The organism is Chryseobacterium culicis (genome assembly GCF_002979755.1).
In the GTDB taxonomy this organism is placed as follows: Bacteria; Bacteroidota; Bacteroidia; order Flavobacteriales; family Weeksellaceae; genus Chryseobacterium; species Chryseobacterium culicis_A.
The window spans coordinates 2,234,852-2,254,888 of record NZ_PCPP01000001.1 but is presented as its reverse complement, the minus strand read 5'-3'; the positions used below and the strand labels follow the sequence as shown (position 1 = coordinate 2,254,888).

Annotated in this window: 21 protein-coding genes; 10 read left to right on the top strand and 11 right to left on the bottom strand. The window is 34.8% G+C overall.

The genetic code is table 11. From position 1 onward, the window contains the following. Position 1: 1 nt before the first annotated feature. From CQ022_RS10220 to CQ022_RS10195, 6 genes are all read right to left on the bottom strand, one after another. Complete coding sequence (locus CQ022_RS10220) at positions 2-1,042, bottom strand: serine hydrolase domain-containing protein (protein WP_228421516.1); 1,041 nt, start codon at positions 1,040-1,042, stop codon at positions 2-4. Positions 1,043-1,209: 167 nt separating this feature from the next. After that, the gene (locus tag CQ022_RS10215) at positions 1,210-2,490 is read right to left on the bottom strand and encodes a serine hydrolase domain-containing protein (RefSeq protein ID WP_105681299.1); all 1,281 of its coding nucleotides are present in this window, start codon (positions 2,488-2,490) and stop codon (positions 1,210-1,212) included. Between the two features lie 109 nt (positions 2,491-2,599). After that, on the bottom strand, positions 2,600-2,800 hold the full coding sequence (locus CQ022_RS10210) for a YqaE/Pmp3 family membrane protein (RefSeq protein WP_228421514.1): 201 nt from the start codon (positions 2,798-2,800) through the stop codon (positions 2,600-2,602). Positions 2,801-2,827: 27 nt separating this feature from the next. Then, positions 2,828-3,211, bottom strand: coding sequence for a hypothetical protein (locus CQ022_RS10205; protein ID WP_105681297.1), 384 nt, complete (start codon positions 3,209-3,211; stop codon positions 2,828-2,830). A gap of 102 nt (positions 3,212-3,313) precedes the next feature. Then, a complete protein-coding gene (locus CQ022_RS10200; RefSeq protein ID WP_105681296.1) occupies positions 3,314-3,733 on the bottom strand; it encodes a DUF1801 domain-containing protein in 420 nt (139 codons plus the stop codon). A 110-nt stretch (positions 3,734-3,843) separates the two neighbouring features. Next, positions 3,844-5,862 carry a M3 family metallopeptidase gene (locus tag CQ022_RS10195; RefSeq protein ID WP_105681295.1) on the bottom strand — a complete coding sequence of 673 codons (2,019 nt, stop codon included), beginning with the start codon at positions 5,860-5,862 and terminating at the stop codon, positions 3,844-3,846. Between the two features lie 213 nt (positions 5,863-6,075). Between CQ022_RS10195 and CQ022_RS10190 the strand changes: the two genes are divergently transcribed. From CQ022_RS10190 to rimM, 5 genes are all read left to right on the top strand, one after another. Further along, on the top strand, positions 6,076-6,606 hold the full coding sequence (locus tag CQ022_RS10190; RefSeq protein ID WP_105681294.1) for an SRPBCC family protein: 531 nt from the start codon (positions 6,076-6,078) through the stop codon (positions 6,604-6,606). Between the two features lie 157 nt (positions 6,607-6,763). Next, a complete protein-coding gene (locus tag CQ022_RS10185; RefSeq protein WP_105681293.1) occupies positions 6,764-7,213 on the top strand; it encodes a GreA/GreB family elongation factor in 450 nt (149 codons plus the stop codon). A 157-nt stretch (positions 7,214-7,370) separates the two neighbouring features. Further along, on the top strand, positions 7,371-7,880 hold the full coding sequence (locus CQ022_RS10175) for a nitroreductase (protein WP_105681291.1): 510 nt from the start codon (positions 7,371-7,373) through the stop codon (positions 7,878-7,880). Between the two features lie 185 nt (positions 7,881-8,065). Next, positions 8,066-8,632: a 30S ribosomal protein S16 gene (locus CQ022_RS10170; protein ID WP_105681290.1), complete on the top strand. Its 567-nt coding sequence runs from the start codon at positions 8,066-8,068 to the stop codon at positions 8,630-8,632. 14 nt (positions 8,633-8,646) lie between these two features. Next, entirely contained in the window at positions 8,647-9,189 is a 543-nt protein-coding gene (rimM, locus tag CQ022_RS10165) for a ribosome maturation factor RimM (RefSeq protein ID WP_105681289.1), read from the top strand. Between the two features lie 66 nt (positions 9,190-9,255). Here rimM and CQ022_RS10160 read toward each other — a convergent pair whose 3' ends face one another. The 5 genes from CQ022_RS10160 to CQ022_RS10140 all read right to left on the bottom strand — a co-directional run bounded on the left by CQ022_RS10160 (position 9,256) and on the right by CQ022_RS10140 (position 14,843). Then, on the bottom strand, positions 9,256-10,908 hold the full coding sequence (locus CQ022_RS10160) for a serine hydrolase domain-containing protein (RefSeq protein ID WP_105681288.1): 1,653 nt from the start codon (positions 10,906-10,908) through the stop codon (positions 9,256-9,258). Between the two features lie 89 nt (positions 10,909-10,997). Continuing rightward, positions 10,998-11,912 (bottom strand): helix-turn-helix domain-containing protein, encoded by a 915-nt coding sequence (locus CQ022_RS10155; RefSeq protein ID WP_105681287.1) that lies wholly within the window; start codon positions 11,910-11,912, stop codon positions 10,998-11,000. Positions 11,913-12,083: 171 nt separating this feature from the next. Beyond that, on the bottom strand, positions 12,084-12,923 hold the full coding sequence (locus CQ022_RS10150; RefSeq protein ID WP_105681286.1) for an SDR family oxidoreductase: 840 nt from the start codon (positions 12,921-12,923) through the stop codon (positions 12,084-12,086). A 187-nt stretch (positions 12,924-13,110) separates the two neighbouring features. Then, a complete protein-coding gene (locus CQ022_RS10145; RefSeq protein WP_105681285.1) occupies positions 13,111-13,917 on the bottom strand; it encodes a helix-turn-helix domain-containing protein in 807 nt (268 codons plus the stop codon). Further along, positions 13,914-14,843 carry a helix-turn-helix domain-containing protein gene (locus tag CQ022_RS10140; RefSeq protein WP_105681284.1) on the bottom strand — a complete coding sequence of 310 codons (930 nt, stop codon included), beginning with the start codon at positions 14,841-14,843 and terminating at the stop codon, positions 13,914-13,916. The genes CQ022_RS10145 and CQ022_RS10140 overlap by 4 nt, the downstream gene beginning before the upstream one ends. Before the next feature lie 105 nt (positions 14,844-14,948). Between CQ022_RS10140 and CQ022_RS10135 the strand changes: the two genes are divergently transcribed. From CQ022_RS10135 to CQ022_RS10115, 5 genes are all read left to right on the top strand, one after another. Beyond that, complete coding sequence (locus CQ022_RS10135) at positions 14,949-15,596, top strand: LA_2272 family surface repeat-containing protein (RefSeq protein ID WP_105681283.1); 648 nt, start codon at positions 14,949-14,951, stop codon at positions 15,594-15,596. Next, positions 15,593-16,057: a hypothetical protein gene (locus CQ022_RS10130; protein ID WP_105681282.1), complete on the top strand. Its 465-nt coding sequence runs from the start codon at positions 15,593-15,595 to the stop codon at positions 16,055-16,057. Before CQ022_RS10135 ends, CQ022_RS10130 begins: the two co-directional genes overlap by 4 nt. Positions 16,058-16,075: 18 nt before the next feature. After that, complete coding sequence (locus tag CQ022_RS10125; RefSeq protein WP_165791606.1) at positions 16,076-17,149, top strand: fatty acid desaturase family protein; 1,074 nt, start codon at positions 16,076-16,078, stop codon at positions 17,147-17,149. Between the two features lie 24 nt (positions 17,150-17,173). Then, complete coding sequence (locus CQ022_RS10120; RefSeq protein WP_105681280.1) at positions 17,174-17,815, top strand: hypothetical protein; 642 nt, start codon at positions 17,174-17,176, stop codon at positions 17,813-17,815. 154 nt (positions 17,816-17,969) lie between these two features. Next, on the top strand, positions 17,970-19,718 hold the full coding sequence (locus CQ022_RS10115; protein WP_105681279.1) for a helix-turn-helix domain-containing protein: 1,749 nt from the start codon (positions 17,970-17,972) through the stop codon (positions 19,716-19,718). Positions 19,719-20,037 lie beyond the last annotated feature (319 nt).

Here is a 20,037-nt window from a genome sequence, read left to right as displayed (position 1 = left end):
ACTAAGGTTTCTTTGCTGAGGTTTTGATTGCTTGTAAAGCAGCCTTAGCAATATTTTGGGTAATTTCTGTAGGAGAGTGGCAGTCACAATTGCTGAGTCCTATCACATAGAGATCTTCACCTGGAATGTAAATTCCCATGCTTTTAAATCCGAAGACACTTCCTCCATGCTCACGGTCAGGAATTCCATTGATGTCTTTCAAGTGCCATCCGTATCCATAGGTAAACTCTTCACCATTGTTCAGCTTATACTTTTGAAAAGCTTTTTGGGTTTCATTTAAATCCAATAATAAATTTTGGTTTAAGGCCTGCTGCCATTTCAACATATCGTCTGTTGTGGACATCAATGAACCGGAAGAAAACGGAACACTGAAACTGATTACGGTTTTATTCACAAATCCATGTTCTTTTTTGTGATAGCCGTACGCTCTCTGAGGAATTACTTTTCTGTCGGAAGCATAATAAGAATGGGTCATTCCTGCTTTATCAAAGATGTTTTTCTTGATAAAATCCTCATAAGAAGTTCCGGAAACCAGCTCAATGATGTATCCCAACACGACATACCCGGAGTTATTGTAATCAAACTTCTCACCTGGTGCAAAATCGACAGGTTCGTTTTTGAAAAAATTGACCATTTCTTCAGGCTTCATTTCTTTTTGAGCAATAGAAGGCAATGATTTTATTTTCGTAAAATCTTTAATTCCTGAAGTATGGGTCAGAAGGTGGTGAATGGTAATCTTATCTCCGTTAGGATAATCTTTGATGTATTTCGAAATGGGATCATTAACATTAAGTTTTCCCTGCTGTTCAAGCATGAGAATCGCCACAGCAGTAAACTGTTTGGTCATTGATCCGATCTGGAAAACATGATCCGGCGTCATATTGACATTGAGTTCAAGATTGGCTTTTCCAAATGCCTTACGATAGAGACTTTTTCCGTTTTGTGAAATTAAAAAAACACCTCCCGGTTCCTCTTTATTTCCAAATTCAGTCTGGATAATACTGTCAATTTTCTTTTCATATCCTTTTGTTTGTGCCTCCATTGTTTGAATTAAAAACGGTAGTAAAACAAAAGCGGTTATCAATTTTTTAATAATCATAAGTATGTAATTTGTTATACAAAGATATAATTTATTTTTATTACTATGTTATACAATATAGCTGTTGATATAAATTTTAATTCCTGCATAATTCAGAATCCTTATAATGATTATTGTACCCGTTTGGTTTTTAATCGAACTCCTGTAGAAATGATAATTAAATGATATTGATGGTTATTGTCACTTAAAAACTGATACCCGTCCTCAGATTCGGGATTGTCAAAAAAAGAATGTTGTGACTCAGGATAAATCTTGGTTTTTTCACCGTCTTTATCAAGGATATAGAGAAAATGATCTTCTAAGATAACAGTGAAAACCTGTGACTGATCTGCTTCAAGAGCAAACTTTCCGGTGTATTGTTTTAGAATCTCATCAGGAACTTCAATGGCTTTTTTGTTAATCTTCTGAGGAATTTGATAAGGTTGGCCGTTTAAAAGATTAATAATATCTTCTGTCACCTTCTGAAATGGAATATCTGTGAAATTTGAGGTGAAAATAAAAGTAATACCCGATTTTAAATCCTGATAATAATAGGCTCTGTAGCCGGGCCGGCCTCCTGCCTGTATCAATTGGCTGTTGTTTCCGAACATTGTAAGGATAAGATCTTTTCTGAGATGCTTCCCCGAAATAAGTTGTTTGCTGAAATTATACAGATCATCCGTAGTTGAAAAATAGTTTCCGGTCTCAAATCTGTTGATATTGTTCTGAGGAACCGGGGTAATTTTGCCATTTTCACCTGAAAATCCATAAGCAAAATCTGATAATGACTGGGCAGAGTTGAACTCACCCGTATTCTTTAGCTGATACTTTTTGATGATTTCTGTCTGAATGAAATCCCAATACCCTTTATCCGATACTTTACCAATAATGTAGTGAAGAATGAAATATCCTACATTTGAATATAAAGTTTGCGTTCCAGGCTCGAATTGCAGTGCTTCCTGTCTGGCCAGTTCTATTATTTTGTCAAGACTCAGATGGTCATATTTTTCATAGTCTTTGATTTCTCTTGGCAATCCGGATTGATGAAATAAAAGATTCTCAATAGAAATTTTTTCACCATTGGGAAAATCTCTGATGTATAGATTAAGAGGATCTGAAAGCTTGATTTTTCCCTGCTCAGCAAGTTTTAAGATTCCATATTTTACAAAGATCTTGGAAACTGAAGCAATGATGAATTTACTGTTTCTGTTCACCTTTAATGCTTTGTCTTCATGGGGAATGTTATATGTTTTATCAAGAAGAATTGTATTGTTTTTGGCAATTTTTACATTCCCATTAAAATTTTTCAGATTGGTCAGCGCTGTAAAATAGCGATCCAGCTCTTTCCCATATTGCTGAGCAGAAAACTTGAGGGAAAAAATAAATAGGAAGAAAAGTGTCAAGAGCTTCATAATCTGTAGTTTGAGGTCAAACAAATATACATTTTAATCAGTTATGAATACTTTTTCACAGAGTTGCCTATAATTTCCTGATGAGAATGGGATAAGATTTTTATCTGATTTACTTTTTATTCTCACGCATTGCTTTAATCAGCTTATCATTACGTTGATCTGCTCTTGCATTATTTAAAGAAAGTACCGCCCAGATTGCAGCAGGAAGCCATCCGATCAGTGTGATCTGTAAAATCAGACAAATAATTCCGGTGAGAATTTTTCCACGGACCATGAAAGATAAGAAAGGAAGTAATATGGCTAGTAACATGATTTTAAGTTTTTAATTGAACTGATTTTAACGGGACTGAGGATCAAAATACGCTTTAAAAGTAAGAGGATCTTCAATGGCATCCTCAGCTTCTTCAAGATATTCCAAATACTCTTCCTGATGTTTTTCCATATAAATAAGCACAATGGCCAGGTTTACAAAAAGATTTTTGTCTTTAGAACCCAAATCTAATGCCATTTTTAAGTAGGCCAGCGCCTTTTCATTTTCACCCATATCAGAATAAACAGCACCAATACTAATTAAAGCTGCCGTATTTTTAGGCTCAATAAGCAAAATTTCATCTAATTCTTTGACTAATAGATCGTTTAAAGTGTCCCAATGGTCTTCATTTTCCCATCTTTTAGCCTGAAGTTTTTTTACGTTTTCTAATCTTAGTGTTATACTGCTCATTATTTAAAATTACAGAATGGATGTTTATTTATAAAGTACAAATTTAGCTTTCTTAGAATAGATATGCTGTTTTTTTAAGAGTAAAAAGAATTTCAGTATTTTTTATTCTTTCAGTCCATCCAGTATCGCTGCTTTCAGTATTTCAATGTTGATATCTTTCAGAGCTTTGAATTTAATACAATATCCTGTTACGCTGGCTTTACCTATTTTTTCTCCATACGTTTCGGATAAATATTTTTTATCACTGATGTTCATAACATAGATTGAGATACCGGTTGTATTGGCGCTCATTCCAATTTGGTAAAAGTCTCGGGTTTTTCCACCTGCATATTGCAAGGTATACAATCCATATCCGATATTAGGATTAGAAACAGTTTTATTTTCACTGTCTTTACCATCAAGAAACCATAGCTGGCATTCCGGCATGAGCTCAAGAATGATTTGATGAAGTTCCTGCATATCATTACGTTTTGGTTCTGGCTGGCTGTGGATATAATTTTGGATTTGTTCTTGAATATTCATGTGAAAGAAGGAAATGTTTGAGTTTATTGAGCGACTAATTTAAAACAAAAAGAACAGCAATCGCTGTCCTTTTTACATTTATTTTTTCTGTCACAATCTGAATATATATCCTATCCAAATGCTCTTTTTAATAAGCTCTCTACTTTCGGCTCACTGCCTCTGAAACTTTTATAAAGCTCCATTGGATCTTTTGTTCCCCCTGAAGACAGCAATACTTTATACTTGGCAGCAATTTCAGGATTGAAAATTCCGTTTTCCTTGAAATACTGGAAAGCATCAGCATCCAGAACTTCTGCCCATTTGTAAGAATAATATCCTGCAGAATATCCTCCCTGGAAAATATGAGAGAAACTAGGACTCATTGCCGTTTCTGAATTTGAAGGATAAAGAGTGGTTGCTTGGGTATACTTATCTTCAAACTCTTTTACACTTTCTTTCTCTAATTCTTCAACTTTCGTATGATAGTTCATATCCAGAAGTCCGAAACCTAATTGTCTTAAAGTCTGATAGCCTTCCATAAAGTTTTTAGACTGCTCAATCTTTTCAATTTTTTCGTCAGGAAGTACTTCTCCTGTTTTGTAATGCTTTGCAAACGTTTTTAAGAACTCAGGTTCATAACAGAAGTTTTCCAGAAACTGTGATGGAAGTTCCACAAAATCCCATTTTACAGATGTTCCGGAAAGGGTAGGATATTGGGTATCCGCCATCATTCCGTGAAGAGCATGCCCGAATTCATGGAATAAAGTAGTCACTTCCTGGAATGTCAGTAAGCTAGGAGTATCTTTTGTCGGTTTGCTGAAGTTGCAGACAATGGAAATATGCGGACGGGAATTTTCACCGTTTTGTTTATACTGATTTTTGTAGCTGGTCATCCATGCGCCGGCTCTTTTCCCTTTTCTTGGAAAATAATCAACGTATAAAAGAGATTTGTAAGTCTCGTTCTCTTTTACTTCATATACTTTTACATCCTCGTGGTATTTCGGAATATCATTTCTTTCCTCAAAAGTTAATCCAAAAAGTTGTTCCGCCAACCCGAATACGGCTTCCTGTACCTGATCTAACGGAAAATAAGGTTTCAGTTCCTCATCATTCAGATCATATTTCTCTTTACGAAGTTTTTCAGCATAAAATGCGTGATCGTAGCCCTGCATTTCTTCAATTCCGTCAGCTTTTGCTAAAGCTTTTAATTCTTCAATTTCTTTATCAGCATAAGGTTTTGCTTTGGTTAGAAGTTCATTCAAAAAGTCAATAACTTTTACCGGAGACTTAGCCATTCTCTCTTCAAGAACAAAATCTGCATAGTTTTTATATCCGATAAGCTCAGCTTTCTGTTGTTTAAGAGTAAGCAATTCTTTGATCAGATTCTGGTTGTCATATTCTCCGCCGTCAAAAGATTTTTTACCATTGGCTAAGGCGAGTTCCTTTCTCAGTTCACGGTTTTCAGCATAGGTCATAAACGGAATATAGCTTGGATACTGTAACGTCACTACCCAACCTTCAAGATTTCTTTCTTTTGCTTCCTCCGCATATTGATCGATGATTGCTTCAGGAATTCCTGCAAGATCTTCTTTATTGGTAATGTGTTTAAAATAAGCATTGGTAGATGCCAGTACATTTTGTCCGAACTGTAAAGACTTTAAAGAAAGATCCATACTGATTTTCTTTAATTTTTCCTTGTCTTCCTCATTCAATAAAGCTCCGCTTCTTACAAAACCTTTGTAGGTTTCATTCAAAAGCATTTTCTGCTCTTCGTTGAGATTATAATTTTCCTTTTCATCATATACTTTTTTGATTTTGTTGAAAAGGGCTTCGTTTTGAGAGATTTTTGAAGAATATTCTGTTAAGATCGGGGAAACTTCCTGAGCGATTTGCTGAATTTCGTCGCTGGTTTCTGCAGAATTTAAATTGAAAAAAATATTGGATACCACATCCAGCTGCTCTCCTGAATAGGCCAGTGCTTCAATTACATTTTCAAAAGTAGGCGCTTCAGGATTGTTGACAATAGCCTCAATTTCTTCTTCAGATTTTTGAATCAATTCCTGAAATGCCGGAAGATAATCTTCATTTTTGATGGCATTGAATGGTGCCGAATGGTATGGAGTGTTAAATTTTTCTGTTAAAATATTCATTTTTTGATCTTTTTATATAAAGTAAATTTAATGATTCATTGGGAATCAAAGCTGAAACGCGCAAAAATAATGCCTCACTGGCGAGTTATGACAAAAATACCTTATCTTTATTTAATCTTGTCATATGGAAAGAGGGAGTGATGTAGGAATATTTAATTTTGAGAACAGATTTAAAAGTCATCATTAAAATAAATAACCTTAAATATATAGACTATGAAAACACTCTTAAAAATTATTGGTACCATCATTGTACTGATTATTATCTATGCTGTCATTGCCATGCTCGCTTTCAGTAAAGATTACCACTATGAAAAATCTATTGTTATCAATGCACCACAGGAAAAAGTATGGAGCTATGCAGGGAATTTAAAAGGATATAACCAATGGGATCCTTTTTCTAAAGCTGATAAAAACATTGTCATTACGTATTCAGGAAACGGAGATAAAGTAGGAGATTCCTATCACTGGAAAGGAGATAAAAATGTAGGTGAAGGAGAGCAATCCATTACTGAGCTGATACCCAACCAGAAAATGAGTACAAAACTTCACTTTATAAAACCTTTTGAAGGAGATATGAAAGCCAATTTCATGTTGGTTCCTGAAGGAAGTGGTACCAAAGTAACCTGGATGATAGATAATGAACTGACTCCCATGATGAAGATTATGAAACCTTTGATGAATGGCAATATGGACAAAATGTTCAGCCAGGGGCTGGGCGATCTGAAAAAACTTGCTGAAAAATAAAATGAAAGCCTTGTAAACTTTACAAGGCTTTTTTATTACAGTCCATTATTGGAACTGAATCCCATTTTCTTTCTCCTTTATTTTTGTAAACGTTATTTTTTATAAAGCCCAAGAATATTATTCTAAAAATATTATCTTTATATAAAGAATAGATTGTATGGAGAAGATTGTATTTGAAAAAAGTGATATCAGAGACTTTGTAAAGACTACCATCGCAGAGAAAATTGAAAAATTGAAAAACTTTATCGCATTTACCCTGGAAGCCAGCCGCGACATCAAAAAAACTCCGAAATATGACAGCATGAGAGAAGAAATGCAGGAGGAGATCTATCAGATGCAGCGACAATTGGGAGCTTTGAATGATCTTAAAAGAAATATGGCAAAAGTTCTCAATACGGCCACTGAAAGAGTGCAGCTCGGTTCATTGGTGATTACCAATAAAGCCAGATTCTATATTTCTGTGTCACTGGGAGAATTCTTTTTTGAAGGAGACAGGTTCTACGCCATATCTCCGGAAAGTCCTATGGCTAAAGAGATGATGGGCAGAAAGGGCGGTGATGAATTTACTTTAAACAAAATCCATCAGAAGATTGTTGAAGTATTGTAGAATATCAATCTTTATATACAGACTTTGAATAGGAAACCGCATGAAAAATGGTTTTCTATACTCTTTTTTATCCTGAAAAAGGTTAGTCATAATCAGGACGTAAATACTTAACATTTTAAATGGAAGAGATTGAATTCCATGTTGTAAATTTGCAGGTATGAATAATGCATCCATTTTAAAAGAAATCATAGAGCAAAGAAGAAGTATTTTTCCAAAAGATTATACTGATACAGAGATATCTCAGGAAGTATTGGAGGGAATTTTAAATGCGGCCACATTTGCTCCTAACCACAAACGTACCAAACCTTGGCGTTTCAAAATATTCAAAGGAGAAGAAAAAGCACAGCTTGCATCAGAAATGCAGGCTATCTATAAGACAGTTACACCGGAACAGCTTTTCTTAGAGAAAAAATACAACGATATTGGTTTTAAAATCAATAAAGCTGATGCTGTAGTTTCCATTGTGGTCAATTTCAGCGGAATGGTTCCTGAATGGGAAGAAATAGCGGCTACCTCAATGGCGGTTCAGAACATGTATCTTACCTGTACCGCAAATAATATCGGATGCTACTGGAGTTCGCCTAAAATTGTAGAGGAGTTGAAAAACTCTTTAACCATTGAAGAAAACCAGAAATGTCTGGGACTTTTCTATATGGGAACAATATAATATGGTTTTAATATAACAATCTGAAAATTTACCAATGTAACAATCAGTTTAAAAAAGGACCAAAATATTGTTTCCCTATTAGATTGATAAATTGTTATATTTATTAATTGTTAAATTAGAATTTTTGTTTATCTTTGCACTCTTAAATATTTAACTGGGACGAGTTCCCGTAAAATTCAAACATTATGTCAGTAAAAATCAGATTACAAAGACACGGTAAAAAAGGAAAACCTTTTTTCCACATCGTGGTTGCAGATTCTAGAGCTAGAAGAGATGGTAGATTCATCGAAAAACTAGGAACTTACAACCCAATTACTAATCCAGCAACTATCGAATTGAACGTTGATTCTGCTGTACAGTGGTTAAACAACGGTGCTCAGCCTACTGATACTGCTAGAGCTATTCTATCTTACAAAGGTGCTCTTTACAAAAAACACTTACAAGGTGGTGTAGCTAAAGGTGCTTTTGACGAAGCTGAAGCTGAAAAAAGATTCAATGCTTGGGTAGAAGCTAAAGATTCTAAAGTACAAGGTAAAGTAGAAGGTTTAGCAACTGCTAAAGCTGACGCTAAGAAAGCTGCTTTAGAAGCTGAAGTAAAAGTAAACGAAGCTAGAATTGCTGCTGCTGCACAAGCTGAAGCTGATGCTAAAGCTGCTGAAGAAGCTGCAAACGCACCTGCTGAAGAAGTTGTTGCTGAAGCTACAGAAGGAGAAGCTCCTGCTGCTGAAACTGAAGAAAACACTGAAGCTTAAGAACAAACCCTGTTATGCGTAAAGAAGATTGCTATTTTTTAGGTAAAATCACACGCAGACATGGACTTGCGGGTAACGTAATCCTTAAATTGGATACCGATCAACCCGAGCTTTACAATAAATTGGAATCAATATTCGTTGAAATCAACGGATTATTGGTTCCATTTTTTATTGAAAAATCATCATGGAGCAAACTGGATGCTCTGAATCTTGCATTCAAAAACTCTTCTGAGTCTATGGTGGATCAGGTGTTAGGTAAAAGTGTTTACCTTCCGCTTACTTCACTGCCTAAACTTTCAGGAAAACAATTCTATTACCACGAGATCATCGGATTTGAAATTTTTGATCAAAATGATAGCAACTGTGGGGTGATCAGATCCGTAAACGATCAGACAGCACAGGTATATTTCATTACCAATCTGGATGGAAAAGAAGTGGTCATTCCTATGATCAAAGACTGGATTCTTGAAGTTGACAGAGAAGAAAGAACCATCAAAATGGAACTTCCTGAAGGTCTTATTGATGTTTTTCTTATTCCTTCAAAGAAAGACGAATAATTTGCAATAAGCAATAAGCTATTCTTTCACTATTTTCACATTACTATTTTCATTACTGATTATTCATTACTCATTACTCATTTTTAATGCGGGTAAAAGATAATCCTGTACTATTTTTTCAGATTGCTGGTGGGCATAGGGTTTATTATAGGCTTGTGCAGTAATCACTATGACAACTGGTATTTGGGTGAAAATAATGATTTTGTTTCCTCCATTTCCACTAGACTGGAAAGCTTCATAACTATTGTTTCCTACTGTATAAACTTTTCTCCAGAATAAATATCCATATCCTTCAAAATCAGGGTTATCTGTGAAGTAATTGGTGAAAGATTTCTTAATCCAGTCTTGGGTCAAAATCGTTTTCCCATTCCAGATTCCGTTATTTTTATACAGCTGCCCGAATTTTGCAAAATCAAGAGCTTTCATGCGTAATCCTCCGGCCAGAGAAGGTTTTTGCTGTGGGGTAAACTGCCATTTGTAATTCGTAATTCCAAGAGGATGAAATAGTTTTTTATCTGCATAGTTTTTCAGACCTTGTGGAACTGTTTTATCTAAAATATCTCCGGTTAACACAACCCCGGCTGTGAAATAACTCCAGTTTTTTCCTATTGAATTCTCAGTCATCGGCAGATCCAGAGTAAACTTTACCCAGTTCTCAGTCGGATACATATTTTCTTCATTTCCTGGAGATTCATAATTTTCATCATTTCCATCAAATCCGGAACTCATGGTCAATAAACTTTTTAGGGTAACATTTTCTTTTTGAGAAGAATCGTTTTTAAACTGATTCAGGTTATAAAATTCCTTCAGATTTTGATCTTCACTTTTTAAATATCCTTCTTTGATCGCAATTCCTGTCAATGCCGAAGAAAATGATTTTCCTACTGAGCGGGTGTCCTGCAGAGAATCTCTTCCGGAACCGTTGAAATATTCTTCAAGAAGTAATTTTCCGTCTTTTATAATGACAATTCCGGTTATATTTTTAAACCTGTTTTCTGCAATTTTCCTGTTCAGAGATTTGATGATCTCTGTATTCATTTTCTCATGAGAAATCTTCCATCCGCTATGGGGTGGTATAGGCTGAATGACAATCTGCTGCTCCGTAATATTTTGAGAAGGAACAGTAAGGTTGATGTGCCCTTCTGCAATAACAGGCCCTGTTTTGATTGTGGAAACATGGAGATAAGGACGTATTTCGATTTTTAAGAGGTGATTTCCTGATGCCAAAGCATCAATTCCATTATGTGCCATATAAAAACGCATCCATAAATACCTTCCCCATGAATCTTCATTTTTACTGCTGATAAGAGGAATTCGCAATGTCGTTTTGACTTTTTTATTTTCTGCTGTACCTGCTCCTGTATTGAGATTTTCTGTATAAATCAGCTTTCCGTCCACATAAAATGAGAACTGATAATTTCCTTTTTTGAGAAGTTCTTCCGCTGTCCAGTTGGGTTCAAGCTGATGCAGATAGTTGACAAGAGAGTTATCAAAGAAAGCATGAATGGCAAGATCTCCGTTTTCATGAAATACTGTAGAATTAAGAATATCCGAATCTTTCAGATTTTCCAGGGCAATATTTTGAGTAAGAAAAATAATTTTTCCGGTATATTTTTTTTGAATGGGATTCTCAGTTTTCTCTGGATTGACTATGTTTTTATTTTGTCCGTGATAAAGATAAAATGTAAAAATAAGGATCAATAATAGAACAGGTTTCATTGCTAGAAGTATTTAAACAAAAGTAACAAACTTCTTCGTGGTAAAATAGAATGAAATTAACATTACTGTTTTATGATTTGCGATCTATTCTAATTGAACAGTTTTCTAAATTCTCCCGGAGACTGATTCGTCTTTTGTTTAAAGAGTTTACTGAAAGATTGAGGATGTTCAAATCCCAGTTCATAGGCAATTTCACTTACCGATAAATTTGTGGTACTCAAACGCTCTTTGGCGGAATCAATTAATCTATTCTGAATATGCTGCTGGGTATTTTGCTGCGTATGCAAACGGAGCAGTGTTCCCAGATAATTGGGAGAAATATTCATTTGTTCGGCAATGGTTTTTACCGATGGAATACCATTTTCAAGGAGGTTTCCGTTTTCAAAATATTGAGAAAGGAGGTCTTCGAATTTATACAACAATTCATGACTTGATTTTTTTCTGGTGAAAAATTGACGTTCATAAAAACGGTCAGAGTAAACCAGCAATAATTCAATCTGGGCGATAATCAATTCCTGGGTAAATTTATCCGTATTGGACTGATATTCCCGTTCAATATTTTTAAAAATCTCTACAAGGATTTTCTCTTCCTTATCAGAAAGGAAAAGTGCCTCTTTTACCTGATAACTGAAGAAGTCATATGATTTTATTTTTCTGGTTAACGAAGTATTCCACAGAAAATCAGGATGAATCAGCAATAAAAATCCGGTGGGTTCTACTTCAATATCTGGATTGATTTCAAGACTTAAATATTGCTGTGGCGAAACAAAACACAACACTCCTGAATCAAAATCATATTGCTGTTGCCCATAATTGAATTTTGGAGTGACATTCTTTTTCAAACCAATTGAATAAAAACACTGAATCCACTTCAGTTCTTCATTTTCAACGATATAACGAACCTTGCTGTAATCTATCACACTGATCAACGGATGCTCAGGATTAGGAAGCCCACAGAAAGCATGAAAATCTGATATAGAATTAAAACGAACGGGTTGTTTCATAAGAGCTAAGTTAGTTGTTTTTGTAAAAAGTGTATTGCATGATCTTAAAAAGTCTTCGGCTCCGCTCTGACTGACTTTTGTAACACTTTATATTGAATTCATCTGTAAACATTGAAACATCAAGTATCAGGAATGTCATCCTGAACGTAGCCGAAGGATATTATTATCAGATTAAATGGCAGTAGAAACAGTTAAACTTTCCCATTTCTCAGCATCTTTCTTTAAAATATCAATTTTATTATGGAGAAACTCCACCGTTCCTACCCCCAATAATAAATGTACAGGAGGATTTTTCTCTTTACTGATCTGGATGAGAACATCAGCTGCTTTTTCAGGATCATTGGGTTGGTTTCCGTTGATTTCATTGAGATGTGCCTGTTCAGAATTTCTTGCCGCTTCGTAAGCCTGAATAGGATTTGAAGGCGTTTTTACAGAATCTTTAGTTAAAAAATCGGTACGGAAATATCCGGGATAAACCACAGTAGCATGAACTCCGAAGTCTTTTACTTCTTCGGCCAGTGCTTCCGTAAATCCGGCCACTGCAAATTTTGTAGAACAGTAAATTCCCCAGCCCGGAAAATTAGCAGAATATCCGCCAACAGAAGAAATATTGAAGATGTTCCCTGATCTTTGTTCACGAAGGTAAGGCATAGCATTTCTGATCACATTCAATGTTCCGAAAACATTCACAGCATAATTTTCTCTTGCTTCTTCATCGGTAAGTTCTTCCAGCGTTCCGATTTGTCCATATCCCGCATTGTTGACAACCACATCAATTCGTCCGAAGTGTTCAACCGTTTTTTCAATGGCAGATTTTATATCATTATTGTCTGTAATGTTGACGCTAAGTGGAAGGAAGTTTACTGATGTTTCTCCGATAGTGGAGATCAGGGATTCAACGGTACGGCTTGTGGCAGCAACCTGAAATCCCTCGGATAGTAATTTTTTTACCAACTCGAATCCTAAGCCTTTTGAAGCTCCTGTCACGAACCATACTTTTTTTGTTTCCATTTGTAAATATTTTTTTGTTTAAATGATGGTACAAAGATGGAAACTTACCATAGGGTAAATGTAGCCGAATCGGGGAATGATGTATCCAAATCGTGAATGATGATCTCTCAAAATGTGATTCTGATGCAGGAAGAATATCTTTAGTGTGCAATTGTTTGAAACATCCCCTTTACTTTCAAATAGAGGTTCAATGATTTTTCAAAAGATTCCTGTATTTCAAAGGGGTAATTCCAATATTTTCCTTAAAACACCGGATAAAATGACTCTGGTCTGAAAAACCGCATTCCAGAGCAACATCTGTTAAAGTATGAGGTAGCGCAAGAAGTTCCAGAGATTTATTAAGTTTTAATTTTCTTAGGTATTCGCCAAGATTACAATGGAAATATTTGTGGAAATCCCTGCTGATATGAATAGGGTGAATGTCCAGTATATTGGAAAGTTCAGTGAGACTGAGGTTTTCTGTAAAGCTTTCATGTAAAATTTCATTAATCCGACTTACCCACACGGGTTTTCTTTCCGAGCTTTCCTTCTGATGGGTTAACTGGCTGAAAAGGTTTACTAACAGCTGATTAACAGCCAGTTCAAAAGAAATATCGTAAGTTTTGGTTTCTTTGAACATCTGATACACCAATAGTTTTAAGGCCGGATTTTTTATATTAATGCTGCCTTCCACTTTATTTTTCTGAATATCAAAACGGTCAAACCAGCTTTGGGAGAGCTCGATATGAAAACCTCTTGTAAAAACATCAGGTTTACTATTGTAATGCGGATCTTCCCAATGATGGTACAATAATGTTCCGGCAGAACAGCTGTAAGTTTCTTTTTTATTTCCTTCCGTCATATTGCCCTGAAGCAGGAAGGTAAAGTAAGCATTCTCATGATAATGCCAGTCTACGTAAGGATGTGTATATTCCGTATCAGTGATGGTTAATCCTTCTAAATTAACCCGTTGATTGGTTTCCCCAAAATATTCGCCGTTACGAAGCGTATTCATGATAAATTTTGTTTTAATCGGTCAATCTGTTCATACATTTTATTAAAAAAAATTTTCCTCTCTCTGTTCCCGGATTCATTCAGTGATCTTGAGTTTTTGATCTGATGTTCAAAATAGCTCAGAGAATCTTCACAGGTGATTTTATCATTGGTCATCATATATCCGAACATGCTGAAAGGAACAAAAAAAGAACATTGCTCTTCATTTTTGAATAAAATACTGTTGTTTAAAATTACTAAATCATTCACATATATTTGGAAATTAGTTTTTTCCAGTGTTTTGATTTCAAGTCCTTCCAGCAATTTTCTCAGATCCTCCAGAATAAGATCCACATCATTCTTTTTTAACAATCCCATTTCATAATAAAATGAGATTTGTCTCAATGCACTCATAATGGTGGTGTCATTCCATATTTCCGTTACATTTTGTTTATCATAAAGGTCTTTCAGCATTTCATTTTTTACAGAATGGTACTCCATATTAAATTCGTGAAAAGGACTTAAGAATTTATCCTGGTTCAGGAGATTCATCCAGACATAAAATTTGAAACGGGACAGCACTGAATCTGAAATCGTATAAAAAAACGGGATGTCTTTTGCTGAATAAAATACTTTAGAATTGGTAATATTCTGAAAAACATTCAAAATCTTTAAAGAGTTCTCGAAGTAGTTGAGAAGATCTTCGGTAGTTTTTACAGGCTGTGTTCTTTTGACTACCAACTGGTTTTCCGTTCCCAGAAACTGATCCAGTGAGATCTGATAGTATTTGGCTAGTTCCAGTGCTTCCTCAAAACTAAACTTCGCTTTCAAAGAAGTTCTTCTGTGAGCTGCATCGTAGCTGATATTAAGGATGTTGGCAATTTCATCATTTAAAGATTTTTCACCGATTTTTCTTCGGATTTCCTTGAGGAGAGCTTCCTGGTGCATAGTTTTGTGATTTTCACAAATGTAGTATTTTTTTTAATTTTTTTTCACATTCGGAACTGAGCCTTTCGCTGATAATTTTGAACTGTAATTTTAAAATAACGAGTTATGAAAACACGAATTTTATTAGCAGCAGTTCTTTTATTCAGTAGCCTGATATATGCATCAGACAGTTTAAAAGCAGATTCTTTGAAACCGAGATTAATTGCAGCTTCACCTTCAAAGAATGTCAAGAACGTCAACGGAATTCTATTTAAATATTATGATGAAGAAGATCATTTTAAACCTAAAAAAGTAAATGGATTAGGGATGGGATTCAACGTTATGGGTATTTTCCTTCCTCCATTAATGCTTTTTACTTTACAGCCGGATCATTGGAATCTTAATAATGATTATGTAATTCTTCCCCGCGAAAAGATGAATACCATTAACGGACTTCAGCTTTCACTGATCAATATGGAACCCACGGTCACCAATGGTCTAGAGATCAATATATCGAGTAATGTGAATACCTATGCGGTAACCCACGGGATGTCTGTTTCTCCATTTTTTAATCTGCATCATGAGATGAAAGGGGTTTCTGTAGCACCATTAGCCAATATCGGGCAGAAATGCAGGGGAATACAGATCGGTCTGTATAATAAATGCAAGGATTTCAGAGGAATACAGATTGGTGGATGGAATGAAAACGGAAGGAGAAAACTCCCTCTCATCAACTGGAATTTCAAGAAACAAAAAACAAATCAGGCGTTATGAAAAAGTTCGTTGTCATCACCGCAATATTTCTATGTGGCTTTCTGAAAGCCCAATTTGAAGAAGTCAAAGAGAAAAAATGGCTGGTCATTCTTCTCAGCACCAGAATTGAAGGGACTTCACTGGATAACAAGGCATTCCTGTCAATAGGAACGAAACTTACTGATGGTGATAAAAATTACTACAGCTTAAGAGGCCACTTTAACTGGTGGGATGAAAGAAGATTACTGGTGATTCCGGAGTTTGATTATTTCAGAAAAGTTGTTTCCTTTCAGGATGGCGCAGAGGTATCCTCTTTATATGCAGGCGCGGGAGTTTCACCTTATGCAGTTTCGCCCAAGGCAGGAATCAACTTCTACCACTTCTTGTGTGCAGAATTCGGGTACAATTTCGAATATAATACCTATAAACCTTTTCCTATCAAAGGATTCCGTTACGGTGTAGGAATTAATCTCGTCTTTTAAATAATTAATACAATGATTATGAAACCAAAAATCAGATTTAAAAAGGCAACCTCTCCTTTCTATTCAGAATTGCGCGAAGAGGTGAAAGTATTACTGACAGATGAAGTGACAAAAAAGGCAGGCAGATTAATGATTGTGAAATTTCTGTTTTATTCTTTGAGCTTCCTGCTGCTATATGCTAATCTTTTTAATCCTTATATGGAAGATAAGAATTGGGCAGTAGCTTTGAATTATATTGTCCTGGGGCTTACGGGAATACTATTGGCTTTTAATTGTGCTCATGATTGTGTACACAATACATTTTCCAGGTATAAAAAGGTGAATCAGATTATTTATTATATCACATTTAATCTGCAGGGAGTGAATGCAAGACTGTGGAGAACAAGACATATTGCATCCCATCATGTATTTCCCAATGTGGATGGCTGTGATGCGGATATTGATGATAATATTTTTTTACGGCTGTCTGCACATCATCCCAAAAGAAGAATCCATGCTTATCAGCATTTATATGCTACCGTACTGTATTGTTTTTACACCTTGCATTGGATTGTCATTAAAGATTTTATATATGTCAGAAAAAAAGAATTGGCCAATCTCAGAAATCAGAGACATTCCATAATGTCTGTGGCTGAAGTTATCCTGTTAAAATTAGCTTACTTCAGCTATATGTTGATTTTGCCTGTGCTTTTTACTGATATTCCGATGTTGACGGTTATTGTTTCTTTTATTATCATGCATGTGACAATTTCGTTGTTTTTTGTGCTGACCCTGATCATTTCTCACCTGAGCCTTGAAACCGATTTTCCCAAAGCGGATGATAAAGGATATCTGCCCTATGATTATTATGAACATCAGTTAGCCGTTTCATTGGATTATCACCCAACCAGCAGATTGGCCAACTGGATTTTCGGAGGATTCAATTCCCACGCAGCACATCATCTTTTTCCCGGTTTACCACACACCGTTTATACGATTATTACTCCGGCGATCCGAAAAGCAGCAGCCAGAAGTAATTTTCCATACCATGAGAAAAGTATTGTGAAAGCTGTTGTTTCTCACTATCGATATCTCAAAAAATTAAGTAAATGATTTTAAACCATAAAATACTTCACTATGAAAAATGATAAACTGATCTTATTTTTATTGATGTTGCCGGCACTTATTTTTTCACAAAATACTGCAACAGATACATTGAAGACCAATATTGAAGAGTCTTTTGATTATAAAAAATATTATGACTGTGATTTTGGAGAGGGGAATGTTTTGATTGTGATTAAAAAAGGAAAAGAATTTACAGACCTTACAGATTTAAGAAAATCAGGGAAAGGATTTGCGATTAAAATGGAAGCTATATACAGTATGGAGTTTAATGACGGGAAAAGATATGAATCAAGTGTGGTAAAAAAAATTACACAGGATAGTATTTCAATCACAAACTTTTTTAATGAGAATGCGGCGAAACTGGCGGGACAACCTTTTACGTTGATTACTTACCCGCTTTCCTCTTTGAAATATGTCCGTTTTATTGATGACAGAATGTTATCTCTCTACGGTAAAAAAAATATCCAGAAAAATTTTGATCTGATTGTGAAAAAAATGGACCGTGCGAAAATGTGTCCTGCTATTATTCAATTTAAAGACAGAAACGGCGAGATGAAAGTCTGTCATTTCTACCTGACATCTCAGGGATACGATCTATTGTATGAAAATAATGGTAAAGTGTATTATCTGGAAGGTAAAGTAGAATGGAAATGATATTTGAAAAGGATATAATATTAGTTTGTATTCACTTTTTGTTGAATTATTGTTCTAGATTTTAATGAAAATATGGATGAATACATGGAAAAAAGCAAAAGGAGTGGTGTATCTACTGAAGAAAAATAATATTTTTGTAATATAGCTAGGATGAATGATGAAAATAAAATCTTTACTACTGTTTTTTATTATAGGGGTTGTGTTTTATCATGCACAAACCCTTAATATTAGAAAAAATTCTCTGGAAGAAAGTACTTATGAAGAATTGGAAAAAGAATTCTATAACAGTGCTGTGGGAGAAGAAAACAGTAAAAGTATTGCCGATTATTATCTTAAAAAGGCAAAATCTGAAAAAAATACCACTCAGATTGCTGAAGGATATGTTATGCTTCATTTTACTGAAGATTTACCCAACGCATTAAAATATTTAGACAGCTTACAGTACATCACAAAAAAATCCAAAGAAAACACCTATCCGGCTAGAATTTATCTGCTAAGAGGAAATTTATACTCTAAGAATGACAATCTTCAATCTGCATTCAATAATTATATCCTGGGACTGAAATATGCAAAAGAAAAAGGAAATAAGAGGCAGATTGCTATGGCACATATCAGTATTGCTTATCTGAACAATTATATAGGAAAACATGCAGAGACAGCAAAAGTACTGAGACACTATGCTTATGATACAGATTATATGAACGAAGATGAGATAAATTCTCTCAAACTGAATCTGGCAGATGCTTATATAGAGATCAATAAAATGGATTCTGCTTATGTATTGATAAAGGATGGGTTGCTGGATTCTAAAAAAAATAAAGATGTTTACCGATATCATCAGAATCTTGGGCTGCTTGGATATTATAATCTGCATTCCAGAAATTATCAGAAAGCCATCGATGGCTTATTGGAATGCGAAAAATATTTCTTTACAAAAAGTAATGGCAGTAAAAGAAACCAGAATTATACCCTTTTGTATTTAGGGAAATCCTATGCCGGGCTGAAAGAAAAAGAGAAAACAGTAGGCTTTTTCCAGAAGATAGATTCTTTGGTTCTTAAAACAAATTATATCTACCCCGAGCTGAGAGATGTATATACCTACCTGATTGATTATTATAAAGAAAACGGTGATAAAGAAAAGCAGCTGTATTATGTGGATCGCTTTTTAAAGGTGGATCAGGTGCTGGATATGCAGTTCAGGTATATTTCCAGGGAGCTTCCGAGAAGATATGATACTCCGGAACTACAGCAGGAGAAAGAAAGTATTACCAATGAGCTTACGAAAAGGAAAAGTCTTTTCTATATTGTTTTAAGTCTTTTGTTGATTTCACATTTATTATTTATCAACGTTTATTTTAAATATAAAAAATCTGAAAAGAACTATAAGAAGATTGCTCAGGATCTTATTCAGTCCGTTAATGAAAATAGGGTAGGGAAAAATACAGATCCGGAAACCCCAATCGAAATTCATTCTGAGATTCTTCCGGTAGAAAATACAGAAAATTCTGAGGACAAAACATCCAGAACCATTTCTGAAGATATTGCCCAGACTATTTTAAAAGAACTTGAGATATTTGAAAACAAAGATCAGTTTTTGAATAAAGGAATTACATTGGGAAGTCTTGCCAAAAAAATAAAAACAAACTCGAAATATTTGTCGGAAATTATCAATACTTACAAAGGAAAAAACTTTGCTACTTATCTCAACGATCTCCGTATTGATTATGCCATCAGTAGATTGGCCAATGACAGAAAATTCAGGTCTTATAAAATTCCTTTTATTGCTGAAGAATTGGGATATAATAATGAACAGGCCTTCACTTTAGCCTTCAAAAAACGCACCGGAACACCACTTTCTATCTATCTGAAAGAAATCGAAAATATGTCTTCGAATCAAGGTTAATCGATTGATTTTTAATATTTTATTATTTATAAATTCATGATTTTAGGTATATAAATTTATGAATCTATAAAGCATTCACTTGTATCGTTATTCTACTTCCTGCATCTTTGCTTCAGGTAAAAACACAACCTTTTATTTTGTATGTAAACAGTACAAGATATTATTCCAAACTAACGGTTAATTAAAAGATCAGGGTTAGGAACTGGATAACAAAATTATTAACGAAGCTGGTAGCAATGAGAAATGATAACCAGTAAAAAACAAAATGTAAAGCATGAAATATTTGTTCAGAATTTAGAGATGTAAAAGTGTAGTGATC

Bases quoted from the DNA above. Each gene is read 5' to 3' on its own strand.
- rimM (WP_105681289.1), top strand. From the start codon at position 8,647: ATGCGTAAAGAAGATTGCTATTTTTTAGGTAAAATCACACGCAGACAT.
- CQ022_RS10205 (WP_105681297.1), bottom strand. From the start codon at position 3,211: ATGAGCAGTATAACACTAAGATTAGAAAACGTAAAAAAACTTCAGGCT.
- CQ022_RS10155 (WP_105681287.1), bottom strand. From the start codon at position 11,912: ATGAAACAACCCGTTCGTTTTAATTCTATATCAGATTTTCATGCTTTC.
- CQ022_RS10200 (WP_105681296.1), bottom strand. From the start codon at position 3,733: ATGAATATTCAAGAACAAATCCAAAATTATATCCACAGCCAGCCAGAA.
- CQ022_RS10215 (WP_105681299.1), bottom strand. From the start codon at position 2,490: ATGAAGCTCTTGACACTTTTCTTCCTATTTATTTTTTCCCTCAAGTTT.
- CQ022_RS10130 (WP_105681282.1), top strand. From the start codon at position 15,593: ATGAAAAAGTTCGTTGTCATCACCGCAATATTTCTATGTGGCTTTCTG.
- CQ022_RS10195 (WP_105681295.1), bottom strand. From the start codon at position 5,862: ATGAATATTTTAACAGAAAAATTTAACACTCCATACCATTCGGCACCA.
- CQ022_RS10170 (WP_105681290.1), top strand. From the start codon at position 8,066: ATGTCAGTAAAAATCAGATTACAAAGACACGGTAAAAAAGGAAAACCT.
- CQ022_RS10185 (WP_105681293.1), top strand. From the start codon at position 6,764: ATGGAGAAGATTGTATTTGAAAAAAGTGATATCAGAGACTTTGTAAAG.
- CQ022_RS10140 (WP_105681284.1), bottom strand. From the start codon at position 14,843: ATGCACCAGGAAGCTCTCCTCAAGGAAATCCGAAGAAAAATCGGTGAA.
- CQ022_RS10210 (WP_228421514.1), bottom strand. From the start codon at position 2,800: ATGTTACTAGCCATATTACTTCCTTTCTTATCTTTCATGGTCCGTGGA.
- CQ022_RS10175 (WP_105681291.1), top strand. From the start codon at position 7,371: ATGAATAATGCATCCATTTTAAAAGAAATCATAGAGCAAAGAAGAAGT.
- CQ022_RS10190 (WP_105681294.1), top strand. From the start codon at position 6,076: ATGAAAACACTCTTAAAAATTATTGGTACCATCATTGTACTGATTATT.
- CQ022_RS10220 (WP_228421516.1), bottom strand. From the start codon at position 1,042: ATGGAGGCACAAACAAAAGGATATGAAAAGAAAATTGACAGTATTATC.
- CQ022_RS10120 (WP_105681280.1), top strand. From the start codon at position 17,174: ATGAAAAATGATAAACTGATCTTATTTTTATTGATGTTGCCGGCACTT.
- CQ022_RS10145 (WP_105681285.1), bottom strand. From the start codon at position 13,917: ATGAATACGCTTCGTAACGGCGAATATTTTGGGGAAACCAATCAACGG.
- CQ022_RS10160 (WP_105681288.1), bottom strand. From the start codon at position 10,908: ATGAAACCTGTTCTATTATTGATCCTTATTTTTACATTTTATCTTTAT.
- CQ022_RS10150 (WP_105681286.1), bottom strand. From the start codon at position 12,923: ATGGAAACAAAAAAAGTATGGTTCGTGACAGGAGCTTCAAAAGGCTTA.
- CQ022_RS10125 (WP_165791606.1), top strand. From the start codon at position 16,076: ATGAAACCAAAAATCAGATTTAAAAAGGCAACCTCTCCTTTCTATTCA.
- CQ022_RS10135 (WP_105681283.1), top strand. From the start codon at position 14,949: ATGAAAACACGAATTTTATTAGCAGCAGTTCTTTTATTCAGTAGCCTG.
- CQ022_RS10115 (WP_105681279.1), top strand. From the start codon at position 17,970: ATGATGAAAATAAAATCTTTACTACTGTTTTTTATTATAGGGGTTGTG.